Here is a 14,635-nt window from a genome sequence, read left to right as displayed (position 1 = left end):
GTAATTTGTATTACTTCGTTGAGATTTAATCTTGTACTTTAATGTTGATGCGGTTGCTTTCGTCCATAAGCGCAGCCTTGGCGCGAATTTTCGCTTCCAAAGTCGTAATAAGGTCTTGGTTATCAAGACGCTCTTTTTGACGTTTGCCATCTTCGTAGAAGGCGCTTTTATTACTGCTACCTGCTAGACCAAGATGTGAAACTTCAGCTTCACCCGGACCATTTACCACACAACCAATGATCGATACGTCCATTGGCGTAATAATGTCTTCTAAGCGCTCTTCAAGCGCGTTTACTGTACTAATCACATCAAACTCTTGACGTGAACAGCTTGGGCAAGCGATGAAGTTGATACCACGTGAGCGAATGCGCAGTGATTTCAAAATATCGAAACCCACTTTGATTTCTTCAACCGGATTCGCCGCCAAAGAAATACGTAACGTATCACCAATGCCTTCTGCCAACAGCATGCCAAGGCCAACCGACGATTTTACAGCCCCGGCACGAGCACCACCTGCTTCGGTAATACCAAGGTGCAGTGGTTGATCAATCTGCTGTGCTAACAAGCGGTATGAATCCACCGCAAGGAATACATCAGATGCTTTCACGCTGACTTTGAACTGATCAAAGTTGAGACGGTCAAGAATATCAACATGGCGCATCGCCGATTCAACCAGTGCTTGTGGGGTTGGCTCGCCATATTTCATCTGGATTTCTTTTTCCAGAGAACCACCGTTAACACCGATGCGAATTGGGATGTTTTTATCACGGGCGCAATCAACAACCGCGCGAATACGCTCTTCGTTGCCGATATTACCTGGGTTGATGCGCAAACAATCAACACCGTATTCCGCCACTTTAAGTGCGATGCGGTAATCGAAATGAATATCTGCCACGAGCGGCACATTCACTTGTTGTTTGATCAATTTGAATGCTTCTGCAGCATCCATGGTCGGCACTGAAACGCGTACGATATCCGCACCGACATTTTCCAACGCTCGAATTTGTGCAACAGTCGCTTCCACGTCTGTCGTTCTGGTGTTCGTCATTGATTGCACAGCAATCGGTGCGCCGTCACCAATAGGCACATCGCCCACGTAAATTCGAGTCGATGGGCGACGTTTGATAGGGGATTCGTATTGCATAATCGTATCTAAGGTAAGGTGAATCTTGCTACTTTGCCTGCAGTATACCCAGAAAGGTCGACAGGTTCACTCGCTAATGTGATAGAAACGTTTTCAGGCGCACCTAAAATAACTTTATAAGGTGTTTTGCCTTCAACTTGTAGAGTTTGTCCGGCTTTTTTAATGCCCGTCGTAAGCGTTTTACCAGCGGCATCCTTCACTTGAACCCAGCAATCATCGCTAAAGCTCATTTCCATATGATTAGCGCTGACAATATCAGCGCTAGGGGTTGGTTCTTCATTGCTGACAACGTCGACTGAAGCATCCGTTGCTGTTGTTTCCGCTACCGCAGCATCAGCACTCTGTGTTGCTGATTGCGCATCTGCATCGCCCTCTTGCAACGTTTGCGTTTCTGCGGCTGGCTCTAAAGGTTGCAGCTCATCGACTTGTGGAGCTTGTTCTTCTGTGGTTAGCGCATTTTCAGCTTCTGCTACAGATTCTAAACTGACCTCTGGAGCGGGAGAAACCAATGCAGCCTCTTCTTCGGCCACAATATCAACCATATCTTTTTGCTGATTCTGCCACCACCAAACCGATGAAATCGCGACGATAATCGCGACGATCCCCCAAGTAAGCGCCATGATACGGCTATCGTGTTTTTCACGATTGGTTTTACGCGAGAAGCTCTTCATCGTTTGCTCTTGTGGCTGAGTGCCTAAGCTCTCATCCAACGCAGATAACACGATCGCTTCATCAATCCCAACAATCTTGGCGTAAGAACGCAAATAACCACGTGTAAAAGTCGCAACTTGATCGGCTTCAAACTGGTTACTTTCAATCTGTTCTATCAGAGCAAGGCGCAAACGAAGACGATCTGCAACCTGCTTCTTTGATAAACCCAGCTCTTCACGTTTTTGCTTAAGTATGGTGCCCGCTTCTACTCGGATAGTATCTACATTGTCTTCTGTAACTGGGGTTGGTTGGTCCGCGTTCATAGTATTCAATTCTCTAGTTTTACAGTGGGCTAACCATTTTTATTATTTTTCGTTAGTGGTTGGTTGTACCCAATGTCATTTAATTCGTTAATTCATATACCGATATAAGGCATCTTGTTTGCAAGATAGTTCTGGCACTGCTTCGGTAAATCTCGTCTTCCTGTACAAAACCGCATTCTGTGTAAATTAGCAAATCAATTTACAAACAAATACGATAATGAGTATGACTGTTAATTCTAATAGATATCAGGCACGAAACAACACAACTAAGATAGATAAATTACAGCAAGCTCAAGGTTTTTCTAAAAACTGACATTCTAAGTGGGTAAAAAGACAACAAACTTAGATAAATATCCCTTATCGAACAATTTTTCTTGTTATCGGTAGCAATAAAAAAGCCAGAGCAATGCTCTGGCTTTTCAAAATTTGGCTAAATTATAGCGCTTTGATGTCGATGCTCTCGCCTTTAGCGGCTTTTGCCATTGCTGTACGCTTAGTACGGTCAATCACATCACCCACCAACTGGCCACAAGCCGCATCAATATCGTCGCCGCGTGTTTTACGCGTCGTCACTGTGTGCTCATATTGCATCAAGGTTTTTTGGAAACGGTCAATGCGAGAGTTGCTTGGTTTTTTGTAAGGAGAACCTGGGTACGGGTTAAACGGAATCAGGTTGATCTTACACGGCGTGTCTTTCATCAACTGCGCCAATTCGTGTGCGTGCTCAGTGCCATCGTTGATATGATCAAGCAATACATATTCAACCGTTACACGACCACGGTTTGCGTTGGATGATGCGATGTAACGACGCACTGATGCAAGAAACTCTTGAATATCCCAACGATCGTTGATTGGCATAATTTCGCTACGCAACTTGTCGTTTGGCGCATGCAGCGAGATTGCAAGTGCAACGTCAATTTTACCCGTCATTTGGTCTAGGCCTGAAACCACACCAGATGTTGATACCGTTACACGGCGCTTAGACAGACCAAAACCAAGATCGTCCAGCATGATTTCCAATGCTGGGATTAGGTTTTTCATATTCAGTAGTGGTTCGCCCATACCCATCATTACCACGTTAGTAATAGGGCGACGACCTGTCTCTTTTTGCAGACCGATTTCACGTGCGGCACGCCATACCTGACCAATGATTTCTGACACTTTCAGGTTACGGTTAAAGCCTTGCTGAGCGGTTGAACAGAATTTACATTCCAACGCACAACCAACTTGAGAAGAAACACACAGTGTTGCGCGGTCATCTTCTGGGATATAAACCGTTTCAACGTCTTGATCACCCACACGCATAGCCCACTTAATGGTGCCATCCGACGAGTGCTGAGCTTCTGATACAACTGGCGCTTTAATTTCGCAACGTTGTTTTAGCTTCTCACGTAATACTTTGTTGATGTTGTTCATGTTGTCGAAATCATCAACACCAAAATGGTAGATCCACTTCATCACCTGTTCGGCGCGGAATGCTTTTTCATTTAATTCTTCAGCAAAGAATGTACACAATCCTTGGCGATCGAAATCGAGCAGGTTGATTTTTTCAGAGGTCATGGTGTCTCTCAAGCAACGGAACAATTATTAAGGGCGCGGATTTTACAGTCTTTAGCTAATGACAACAAGTGTGACAACCGGCTGTTTTGCTAAGACATTAAAATTGCAGTGATTAAATTTTACTCAACTCTAGCGGTAATGCATTTAAGCAGCCAATTGTTTTATCTGTTCAACAATCGCTTTTAGACCATTACCGCGAGATGGACTGAGATGAGCGACAAGGCCGAGTTGGTCAAAGTAGGCATCAATATCAAATGCTTGAATTTGTGCACTGGTTTTGCCGTTATACGCTGCTAAGACTAGAGCGATCAGACCACGTACGATGCGGGCATCTGAATCGGCACAGAAATGCCACACACCATCAATTTGCTCGCTCACCAGCCATACTTGGCTTTCGCAGCCTGCGACCATCACTTGGCTCGACTTTAGCTCTTCCGGCATCACAGGAAGCTTTTTGCCCCATTGAATCACCTGACGATAACGATCTTCCCAACCACGGAAGTTTTGCATTACCTCAGCAATCTGCTCAGCCGTAATATTGTCAGAAGCGACGGTATGACCAAAAAGGCATGAAGGAAACGATGACATAATCTCTCTCCTACTTGGTGTGTTTCTGGATCAGTTTTTCGATAATGCGCGATACTGCCACAAAGCCAAACGTGGCAGTCACGACGGTCGCCGCGCCAAAACCGCTGGCACAGTCCATACGCTTTGGCCCTTCCGCTGTGGCTTTGACAGCGCACACTGAACCATCCGCTTGTGGGTATTTGAGCTGTTCGGTCGAAAATACGCAGTCAATGTTGAATTTGCGCTGCGGATTTTTCGGGAAATTATGGTGACGACGCAAGGTATCTTTGATTTTCTTCGCCAATGGGTCTTGGATAGTCTTCGTCAAATCGGCGATTTTGATTTGTGTCGGATCGGTTTGACCGCCCGCCCCACCGGTAGTGATTACCTTGATTTTATTGCTACGGCAGTAAGCCAATAGTGACGCTTTCGCTTTGACACTATCAATCGCATCCAACACGTAATCGTACTCTTTACTCAAGTACTCATGCTGATTATCCGGAGTAATAAAATCATCGATAAGGTTGATCTTACACTCTGGGTTGATCAACTTAACGCGTTCAGCCATTACTTCAATTTTGCTTTGTCCTACCGTGCCGCTCATGGCATGGATTTGACGGTTGATATTGGTGACGCACACATCGTCCATATCAATCAACGTCAACTCACCCACACCGCTACGCGCCAGCGCTTCCACAGCCCATGAACCAACACCGCCGATACCAATCACACACACATGTGCAGCACGGAGGATTTCCACTTCGCTGTTGCCATATAAACGACGAGTACCACCAAAACGTTGGTTGTAATTATCTGAAGCTGGAGTGTCTAATTCACGCATAACGTAAAGCCTGTAAATCGGTTACAAAAACAAAGAGTGCGATTTATACGCACTCTTTATTGAAATGTCTATACCCGGCCTAATTGAAGCCAAAGGGGTATGGATTAGTTTAGTTTCTCTGGCGGCATAGCCCAAGGAGCTTGAGTTGCAGAGCCTTCAAGACCGAGCTTCCAAACTCGACCAAAATGTTTGTAGTGGCCGGCTTCGTTACCCGCTCGATCCCCCATACCATGGTAAAGGTCCAAATGGTTTTGTTTTACCGCACCACCAGTATCTAACACGATAAGAAGGCGTAATTGATGCGCTCCGCTCCAAGTGCCATCGGCATTAAGTAGTGGCACTTCCGCTAGCAATGGGGTGCCCATAGGCAAAATAGAACGATCACCCGCCACTGATGCCATCGGCAATAATGGAATGCCGGCTGACCCCGTCACTGGTGCGTCTGCCCGTGGACTAAAGAAGACATAAGATGGGTTTTGTTCTAGCAATTCACGAACGGTGGCTTCGTCATTGGCCAACACCCACTCTTTAATCGCTTTCATCGACATTTTTTCACGTGACACTTCACCACGCTCAATCAATACACGACCGATGCTGACGTAAGCTTTATTGTTTTTACCGCCGTAGGCGAAATACTCTAGTGAATCATCATCTTCAAAATGAACAAAGCCACTGCCTTGAACTTCCATCATGAAAGGATCAATTCGGTTCGCTGCGTAGCCAAGCTCTAAACCCTTGCCATCTAATGCGCCTGCGTTAATTTCCGCACGAGTTGGGCAATCTGTCGTACAAGCTGGTTTGGCATAGATAGGATATTTAAATTGTTCGTTGGCTTGATGGCGTAATTCCATCACCGGAGAGAAGTACCCCGTGAATAGAACATTACCCTGTTTATCGCCGCCGCCTAATTGTGCGGTTTGAATATCAAAGTTGGCTAAATCACTTGGGTTGCCACTTTCTAAAACCCATTGGTTGAGTTTTTCATAGAGAGGCTGATAGATCTTAGCCATAGATGGCGACTTGACGACCACTTGTTCGGCTTGCTTATGAAATTCGGTAAAGTCACGGCTACTGTTTGATTGCACGCTATCGACACGGTTGAGCGTGGTTTTAAACTCACCATCTCGATATTGTTGAGCCAGTTCAGTGGGCTGCGCACAGCCAACGAGCAGCGATGCGGCTGCCAAAAAAAGATATTTTTTCATTACGAATAAGAGTCCATTAACGCCAAGTACGGAGCATGACAAACTCTTACTAGCGGAGTCAACGCTAGGATCGTTAATGTATGTGAATTTTAAAGCGTTTTGACATAAACCGGCTGATAAGCGACGTCTGTATCAAGTTTCATTGAATTGAAGTTGCCAAAATCGAAGTGAAACACTCGCTGTTGTGATCCATGTTGATAACGAAAGGTATTGCCATCAAAACTGAATTGCGTGCCAACAACACCCCCATTCACCGTCACTCCCGACTGATTTATAACGATAGTTTCGGCTAAATAAGGCGCAACGTTATCTTCTACCCATGTGCCATAAATAAGCGAAGGAGGATGAGAAACCTGCTGATATTTTGAGTTAAGCCACAACCCAGTTTGAACCACAAAATAAGCACATATCAATGCAACAACCAAAGCGGCGACATTCATCCATTTACGCGCAAAGAAACGGCCACTCTGAGATTGTTTATTTGCGATACTACTTTTGGTACTAACATTCATAAACCAATGACCTTATTGGCAAAATTATTCTATAGCATGCCCTTTTCACGCTCACAATCTCACAAAAGAGTTTATTGGCTCTTGATTCCAAAAAATTGCTTGCCTATTCGAGAATAAATTTGCACTATAATCACATATAAATTCACAAATGGATTGTAATGTGAAAATACGTAGCACCGCATTAGTTAAAGGATTTCGCCAATCAACACCTTATGTCAATGCTCACCGAGGAAAAACCATGGTGGTCATGCTAGGAGGAGAAGCGGTTGCGGATGACAACTTTAAAAATATTATCAGTGACTTAGCCCTGCTTCATAGCCTAGGCGTCAAGATCGTATTGGTGCATGGTGCGCGTCCCCAAATTAACACCATTTTGGCGAATAATCAGGTCACAAACGACTACCACAAAGGGGTTCGCATTACGGACGAGGCTAGTTTGTCGCTAGTTATGCAAGCCGCCGGGCAATTACAGCTTGCAATCACGGCTCAGCTTTCTATGAGCTTAAGCAATACACCGATGGCGGGCACTCAACTCAATGTCGTCAGCGGTAACTTTGTGATTGCTCAGCCTCTTGGCGTTGATGATGGAGTCGATTATTGCCATAGCGGCCGTATCCGCCGAATTGATATTCAGGGCATCAATCGCATGCTCGAACAAGGCTCTATTGTATTGCTCGGCCCAATTGCCAGCTCAGTAACCGGTGAGTCATTTAATTTATTGTCAGAAGAAGTCGCAACACAAGTGGCAATTCGCTTAAATGCCGACAAGCTAGTTGGCTTTTGTTCCGAGCAGGGCATCATTGATGACAAAGGTGACGTCGTAGCTGAACTAGTGCCGCGTGAAGCAGAGGCCGTTTTACAAAAACTCGAAACGGACGTTGACTGCTCTCATGACAATGCCTCAGGAACACTACGTTTTTTACGAGCCGCCATTACCGCCTGTCGCGCAGGTGTGCCTCGTAGTCATCTTGTTAGCTACAAAGAAGATGGCGCCTTAATCCAAGAACTATTCTCTATTGACGGTATTGGTACGCAGGTGGTTTATGCGAGCTCGGAACGAGTACGTGTGGCTGATATCGATGACATTGGTGGTATTCTCGATTTGATCCGGCCACTTGAAGAGCAAGGCATTTTAGTCCGCCGCTCCCGTGAACAGCTAGAGCAAGAAGTGCATCAATTTACCATCATTGAAAAAGATGGCTTGATCATCGGTTGCGCCGCACTTTACCCCTATATCGAAGACAGCATGGCGGAAATGGCCTGCGTTGCCATTCATAAAGATTATAGAGATGGTAATCGAGGCTTAATTCTTCTCAACTATATGAAGCAACAGTGCCGCCAACAAGGGATTGAGCAGTTATTTGTTTTAACCACACACAGCTTGCATTGGTTTAGAGAACAAGGCTTTTACGAGGTTGGAGTGGAGCAACTCCCATCACAAAAGAAAAACCTCTACAACTATCAACGTAACTCAAAAATTTTAGCCACTCGAACCTAATGATTACAACCGTTCTAACCTGTTAAAATTTAAACAAAAATCAATCAAACAATGATAAAAATGGCTACTTAATGTAGCCATTGTTCATTTTTGTCTTAAATATAAGCTTTATTTCATATCTTTTGTTGGTTAATATTTACTCGCTTCGCATTATTGATTGGATTCAATTTCAACTAGCTTGCTAGACCGCACGGATTGCTTTGGTAGATATCAACGTCAACTAAGAGCAACAATATGAAAACTATAATTTGTAATTCACTACAGAGCTTTTGGGATATGGCCGAAAACGAGTTGCTGATCGATCTCGATGTGCACTGTGTCTTTCCCACCTCTGAACACTTGAAAGCATTCATTCTTGATTATCAAGAACGATACAAAATTCGCAGCATCTCTTTTACTAGCGCATTTCAATAAACGCAGACTAACCTTCGCTTGCTGCGTAAAAACCAAGGATGGTTTATCACTCTAACCTTGTAATCGATCCATCAAACCACTTGCCCGCTCTGTCATCACTTTAATTCCTCGCTTAACCACATCTGGTTGCGCATAAAGCGCCAAACGTTTCTTAGCACGGGTTATACCGGTGTAAATAAGCTCCCGTGTTAAAATAGGGCTAAAGTCTTTTGGCAAAATCATTACCGTAAATTCAAATTCACTGCCTTGTGATTTATGTACTGTCATTGCATAAGCAGTTTGATGCTCCGGCACACGACTAGGTAGCACCGACTTCACGCTGCCATCCGGTAATTCAAAAAACACTTTCAATCGCGGTTCAGCCAATGAATCATCGAGCATACAAAGCCCAATATCGCCGTTATACAACCCCAACGCATGGTCGTTACGAGTGATCATGACTGGGCGTCCGTGGTACCAAAGTTCATCTTGAGTGAGAATACGTTTACGAGCCACCAGCGCCCGTTCAACACGATGGTTTAAACCGCTCACGCCGAAATCCCCCTCACGCATCGCGCACAATAGACGGCAACGAGCAAAAGCATCAAGCCCAGCTTTCGCTTGTTGGGTAATGCTTTCTAACTCTCCCGTCTGCGGGTTAATTTCACGCAGAGAAAGACGTTTTAGGTAGTGGCTGTATTCTGCCACCATCGTTTGGATCAATTGGTTGTAGTTTTGCATATCAAGCGGGAACTGCTCAATATCCTCAAAACCACGTTGCCAAACCGCATCAAGCTGATACGCCGAGCCTGAGTTAACGGCTTTCGCTAACTGGCCGATGCCAGAACGTGCATCAAAACGATAGCTCTTTTGCAACATACACAAACTATCACCGACACGGCTGCCTTTATTGTTGGCGTTCTGCTGCGCTAACGTTGTGTAACCCGATAACTGTGCGATCAATTCCCCTTGCGTACTGCTATAGCCATAATGGTAGAAGGAGCAAATGTCGCCAAGGACAGCGCCCGCTTCTACTGATGCAAGCTGATCTTTATCGCCTAAAAGAATCAAACGGGCATGTTTAGGTAGGGCATCAACCACTTTATACATCATTGGAAGGTCAACCATTGATGCTTCATCTACCACCAAAATATCTAGGTGCAACGGGTTGCTTTGGTTATGACGAAACTCCGCGCTATTGGGCAATGCCCCGAGCAAACGATGCAAAGTGCTTGATTCGGTCGGGATCGCGGCTTTCAGCTCTGGGCTAACCGGCAGTTGGTCGACCGCTTTACCAATCGATTCGGTTAAACGCGCCGCGGCTTTACCCGTTGGTGCCACCAGCTTAATCGTTGGGGTGTGACCACTCTGTTCAGCCTGCTCAATCAGGGCTGCCAGCAATTTGGTCACCGTGGTTGTTTTACCTGTACCCGGCCCACCTGAAATAACCGCAAAGCGCTTGGTCAAAGCAATGGCAGCAGCGACTTTCTGCCAGTTGACGCACACGGCAAGCGGCACCAATTGATCGAGAGGTGATAACTGCTCAGCGCGTGTTGCTTGTAGTAACACTTGGTCAATAGAGCTCCAATCCAGTTGACTTTCATCAACAATATCAAGGTGATCGCAAACCAATTGTTGGCGTTGAACTTGCGTCAAATTCGATGAATGAGACAAGGCAGAAAAAAGAAAGTGATAACTGCGCGCAAACAAATGATCGAGCAATTGCGACAGTTTTTGTACTTCGACAGGCTTTAGGATCATGGCAGTCCCAAAGCGAGTTAACTTCTCGGCCAAAATCACTTCATAGTGCCAATAACGATGCAGATAGAGCCTTGAACCATCAAACACTAAAGGCAATGGCTCTGCGTGTTGCTCTATCGGTTTACTCACCCAAGGTGATTGTTGCAGCAATACTGCCCAATCAACGGTTAGTAGTTGTTGGTTAAGTTCTAATGCGGCCTCACCATATAAGCCGATCTTTGCCGCAAGATCGACCGCTTGTCCTTGTACATCTTTAAGCGGCAAACAGATATGGCCTTTACCTAACTCACTACTCAAAACACCGGCGATAAAGGCTAATTCTGCCTGTTGCGATTTGGCCGCAATAAAGCGGGAAAATTGATAATCTAGCTGACGAATGGAGCCCTTTTCCGCCAAGCGCTTAAGGGTGGTTAGCAACGTACTCATAAACCTAACTCCATTTGCCCTGCGGCATTGTCACGACGTTCAATTAGTTCGCCATCAATCAATTTGTCTAACTCTGTCAAAAATTCAAAACTTGGCTTAGCGGAGAAAATACCGTGTTCGCCCTCGCCGTCCATACCGCGTAAAAATAGGTAATACACCCCACCAAAATGACGCTGATAATCATAATCCGCGACGCGGCTGCGCAGAAAGCGATGCAGCGCTAACGCATAAATTTGGTATTGCAGATCATAGCGGTGATCGGCCATTGCTTGGCGTAATGCATCGCCATGATAATCGACGATCTCGTCACCTAAATGATTCGATTTCCAGTCCAGTACATAGTACTTACCCTGATGCTCAAACACTAAATCGATAAAGCCTTTCAACATACCTTGCACGGTTTGGAAGCCTAAATCGCCCGCTTTGGCAGACAAAGGATCATTGCGCTGAATAACTCGATTTAATTCTGCTGAAGCGAGCACTTCGATCGGCAATAGAAATTCCATCTCCACTAATCGCTGCACTGGGCCTTTTTGATTAAGACGCAGTTCTTTACCATCTAAGGGCGTCGCCAGCACGGTATCAACCAATTGCTGCAGGATTGGCAACCACTCTAAATCAAGCTGCTCACTCTCCATTAAAGCGATAATTTTGGCCTGATTTTCTTCACCACTGGCTGGCTGGGTAAACTCGACTTCCTCAAACAACGAGTGTAGGAACGTGCCTGGACGAGCACCGCGCGGGAAAGTAAATATCGAACGTTCCGGCTCAATAAACTCTTGTTCGTCTTGCTCACCTGACGAATCCACATCAAGCTTTAACAGTTCACTTGAGGAATCATCGTGGTGATGTGAGCCTTGTTTAATCAATCCTGAGTAACTGGTTAGCCGCCAACCGCGATCGATTAATTGGCTTAATTGTTTAGCATGGAGGGTTTGATTGACTTCATCTTGTGTAACAAAGGCATGTGGATGCGACGCAGGCAATCCGTCCAAAGCCACACAAGGTAGCCGCTTAATTTGCGACTCAATCGCTTGGGTAAGATCGCTAATGCCACCCGCTTGACCGTTTTGCAACAAATAGCCCATTGCACTATGGTGGACGCCAGTTGGTTCTTTGGTTGAACGACCATTACGCAAAGGCGCCGCGCCAATGAAACAGCCATAAACCGCACGGGTCAACGCAACGTAAATTAAGCGCAGGTCTTCCGCTAAGCGCTCTTTATCCGCTTGTGCCAACGCGGCTTTATCTTGGTTAATGTCTAAGATAGTGCGATCGCTTTCGGCGTCATAATACTTCGCCTCGCTGGCTTCACGATAACTGAGAACAAAAGGTAAGAAGACCAAGTCATATTCCAAACCTTTCGACTTATGAATGGTGACGATCTGTACCAAATTACGCTCAGATTCAAGTCGCTGAATCTGATCTTCACTACCACCCAGACCGTTTTGAGCATCACTGATTGCCTGCGCAAGCCAACGTAATAAACCATGATCACTGTCTAGCTCGCCACTGGCTTGCTGCAACAATTCACCTAGGTGCATTAAATCGGTCAGGTTTCGCTCGCCACTTTCTTCTTCCAATAAGCGCTCAGCAACATGTCGCTTGCTCATTACGGCGCGCAGCATCGGTAAGACACCACGTTGCAACCATAACTTACGATACTCCTTGTATTCGTTGACCGCATTTTCCCAAGCCGTTTCATCGTTATTGAGCGCGTCCAAGCTACCAGCATCAAGCGCAAATAACTCCGAAGCTAAACTGGCTCGTAAAGCACGATCATTTTCTGGTGTTAATACCGCTTGCAGTAGACGTTGAATATCTTGTGCCACCGCTGAGCTAAACACACTGTCACGGTTAGAAAGATAAACACTGGCAATACCTTGTTTAGCCAGAGCCTCTTTGACCATCCGACCTTCATTACCAGTGCGCACCAACACCGCTATGTCACCGGCTTGGATCGCCTTGTCACCTTTATCACTGCTAAAGTGCGCTTGTTGTTGCTGCGAAGCGGTCAAGATGGTTTGGATTTGATCGGCGGTCGCTTGCGACATCGCTTTAAGGTAATCACCTTTAGCCAGCGGTTTTTCTTCCGCTTCTTGCAACCAATAGGTTAACGCCGGTTGCGTTTTGCCATTCAATGACCAAGCACGGTTTGTCGCATTTGGACTCGCCGCGACGGGAAGAAATGGAATATCTTGATCGTAAATAAACGCGCTATCGGCTGATGCAAACACTTGATTAACCGCTGCTACCATATCGGCACTTGAGCGCCAGTTGGTGCCAAGAGTGAAATGCGATGAAACCTGATTACGCGCTTTAATATAGGTAAAAATATCCGCACCGCGGAAGCCATAAATAGCCTGCTTAGGGTCGCCAATCATGAACAAGCCGCACTCAGGATGAGACAAATAAATACGGCTAAAAATACTGTATTGCAGTGGATCGGTATCTTGGAATTCATCGATCATCGCCACCGGATACAAACTGCGGATACGCTCTGCTAATATGCCGAGTTCATCACCGTCCATCGCAGCAGATAAATTGGTTAGCAGATCATCAAACGATAGCCACTGCTTTTGCTGCTTGGCTTTAGCTAAACTGACTCGACAGTGCTCAATAGCGTGCGCCAGCAACGGCGCTTTAAGGCTGATCGGCTGGCTAACAAAGGCTTCAACCTGAACAAATACCTCATGCAGCGGCGCATCTCCTTTCGGGGTTTTCTCAATCAACACGTTTTGGGCAAAACGCGCTAACAGCTCTGGAAACTCATAACCAGTCGTTTCACTCAACGCCCAAGCCCCTATCGCCTCCAACCACGTTGGCAGTGACTTCTTGGTATAACTGCGTTTGTTAATATCAGACTCACTGATCAACGCCAAAAAGTCATCGCTACTTTCTCGCCATTGCGCTTTTAACTGATCGATTTTAGCCAGATTTTGCTGATGTAATTCACTCAAATCCCCTTGCATGGCAGCAACCGAGAGTTGCAGTGGCGCGCCCGTTAAGTAACGTGAAACATCGCCTAACAACGCGGCAGGCGAACTCCAAATTGAGCGCACTTCGCCGGCTAATTTAAGTGGTAATGGGTAGAAATTACGACGCCAGTAATCCGCCACCACTTGCGCTTTTAGATGGCTTTCATCGGTAACAAATTCATTGTTAAAACGGCTGCCTGATTCAAAGGCATTCTGCGTAAGCATTCGCTGACAAAAACCATGAATGGTGTAGACAGCTGCCTCATCCATCTGGCGCTCAGCTTGCAATAAAATCATCGCAGCTTGCTTATGATCATCGATCTCAGTCAACAAAGGTTTGATCACCGGATCGCCGCTTTCACCGCGAGCAAACGCTAAGCGGGCGTCGTGGATGCGAGCACGAATACGATCACGCAACTCAGCGGTTGCGGCCTCGGTAAAGGTCACCACCAAAATTTGGTCGACCGTTAATGGCGTTTGATGGCGGCTCTCACCACTACCGTGCCCTAACAATAAACGCAAATAGAGCCCAGCAATGGTGAAGGTTTTTCCCGTTCCCGCAGAGGCTTCAATAAGTCGTGCACCATGCAATGGAAAATTCATGGTATCTAGTGAGGTGACAACTGAACACGATGTCATAACAATCAAACCTTTATGTAACTTCTTAATCAATTTATTCACACTTTTTTGTGTGACATAAGCTTGATAATGAGTGTTTATCTGCACCTAAATCTAAGGTGGCAGATTTAATGGGAGCGCTCTCACAGAACCTCCCC

The 14,635-nt window shown here is 45.8% G+C and carries 11 protein-coding genes; 2 read left to right on the top strand and 9 right to left on the bottom strand.

Annotated features, from left to right (window positions below; genetic code table 11):
• Positions 1–25 precede the first annotated feature (25 nt).
• The 7 genes from ispG to RH85_RS00245 all read right to left on the bottom strand — a co-directional run bounded on the left by ispG (position 26) and on the right by RH85_RS00245 (position 6,803).
• Positions 26–1,144, bottom strand: a complete 1,119-nt coding sequence (gene ispG, locus RH85_RS00275) for a flavodoxin-dependent (E)-4-hydroxy-3-methylbut-2-enyl-diphosphate synthase (protein ID WP_006710160.1) — start codon at positions 1,142–1,144, stop codon at positions 26–28.
• An 8-nt stretch (positions 1,145–1,152) separates the two neighbouring features.
• The gene (gene rodZ / locus RH85_RS00270) at positions 1,153–2,118 is read right to left on the bottom strand and encodes a cytoskeleton protein RodZ (protein ID WP_006710159.1); all 966 of its coding nucleotides are present in this window, start codon (positions 2,116–2,118) and stop codon (positions 1,153–1,155) included.
• A 435-nt stretch (positions 2,119–2,553) separates the two neighbouring features.
• Positions 2,554–3,678 (bottom strand): dual-specificity RNA methyltransferase RlmN, encoded by a 1,125-nt coding sequence (gene rlmN / locus RH85_RS00265; RefSeq protein ID WP_006710158.1) that lies wholly within the window; start codon positions 3,676–3,678, stop codon positions 2,554–2,556.
• A gap of 144 nt (positions 3,679–3,822) precedes the next feature.
• On the bottom strand, positions 3,823–4,266 hold the full coding sequence (csdE, locus tag RH85_RS00260; protein WP_006710157.1) for a cysteine desulfurase sulfur acceptor subunit CsdE: 444 nt from the start codon (positions 4,264–4,266) through the stop codon (positions 3,823–3,825).
• Positions 4,267–4,276: 10 nt separating this feature from the next.
• On the bottom strand, positions 4,277–5,086 hold the full coding sequence (tcdA, locus tag RH85_RS00255; RefSeq protein ID WP_006710156.1) for a tRNA cyclic N6-threonylcarbamoyladenosine(37) synthase TcdA: 810 nt from the start codon (positions 5,084–5,086) through the stop codon (positions 4,277–4,279).
• Positions 5,087–5,190: 104 nt separating this feature from the next.
• A complete protein-coding gene (gene mltA, locus RH85_RS00250) occupies positions 5,191–6,291 on the bottom strand; it encodes a murein transglycosylase A (RefSeq protein ID WP_006710155.1) in 1,101 nt (366 codons plus the stop codon).
• A gap of 89 nt (positions 6,292–6,380) precedes the next feature.
• Positions 6,381–6,803 (bottom strand): DUF2850 domain-containing protein, encoded by a 423-nt coding sequence (locus RH85_RS00245; protein ID WP_006710154.1) that lies wholly within the window; start codon positions 6,801–6,803, stop codon positions 6,381–6,383.
• A gap of 160 nt (positions 6,804–6,963) precedes the next feature.
• On the opposite strand from RH85_RS00245, the gene argA reads away from it, so the two are divergent.
• Together argA and RH85_RS00235 are read left to right on the top strand one after the other, a co-directional pair.
• Positions 6,964–8,301: an amino-acid N-acetyltransferase gene (gene argA / locus RH85_RS00240; protein ID WP_006710153.1), complete on the top strand. Its 1,338-nt coding sequence runs from the start codon at positions 6,964–6,966 to the stop codon at positions 8,299–8,301.
• A gap of 234 nt (positions 8,302–8,535) precedes the next feature.
• Positions 8,536–8,715 carry a hypothetical protein gene (locus RH85_RS00235; protein ID WP_006710152.1) on the top strand — a complete coding sequence of 60 codons (180 nt, stop codon included), beginning with the start codon at positions 8,536–8,538 and terminating at the stop codon, positions 8,713–8,715.
• Between the two features lie 51 nt (positions 8,716–8,766).
• On the opposite strand, the gene recD is transcribed toward RH85_RS00235, so the two are convergent.
• Together recD and recB are read right to left on the bottom strand one after the other, a co-directional pair.
• Complete coding sequence (recD, locus tag RH85_RS00230; protein ID WP_006710151.1) at positions 8,767–10,881, bottom strand: exodeoxyribonuclease V subunit alpha; 2,115 nt, start codon at positions 10,879–10,881, stop codon at positions 8,767–8,769.
• Positions 10,878–14,498 carry an exodeoxyribonuclease V subunit beta gene (gene recB, locus RH85_RS00225; protein WP_006710150.1) on the bottom strand — a complete coding sequence of 1,207 codons (3,621 nt, stop codon included), beginning with the start codon at positions 14,496–14,498 and terminating at the stop codon, positions 10,878–10,880. The genes recD and recB overlap by 4 nt, the downstream gene beginning before the upstream one ends.
• Between the last annotated feature and the right edge of the window lie 137 nt (positions 14,499–14,635).

Origin of the sequence: Vibrio ichthyoenteri ATCC 700023 (genome assembly GCF_000222605.1) — a bacterium.
GTDB classification, from domain to species: domain Bacteria; phylum Pseudomonadota; class Gammaproteobacteria; order Enterobacterales; family Vibrionaceae; genus Vibrio; species Vibrio ichthyoenteri.
Note: the sequence above shows the minus strand (reverse complement) of the source record. Positions and strands in the feature narration are given on the sequence as shown.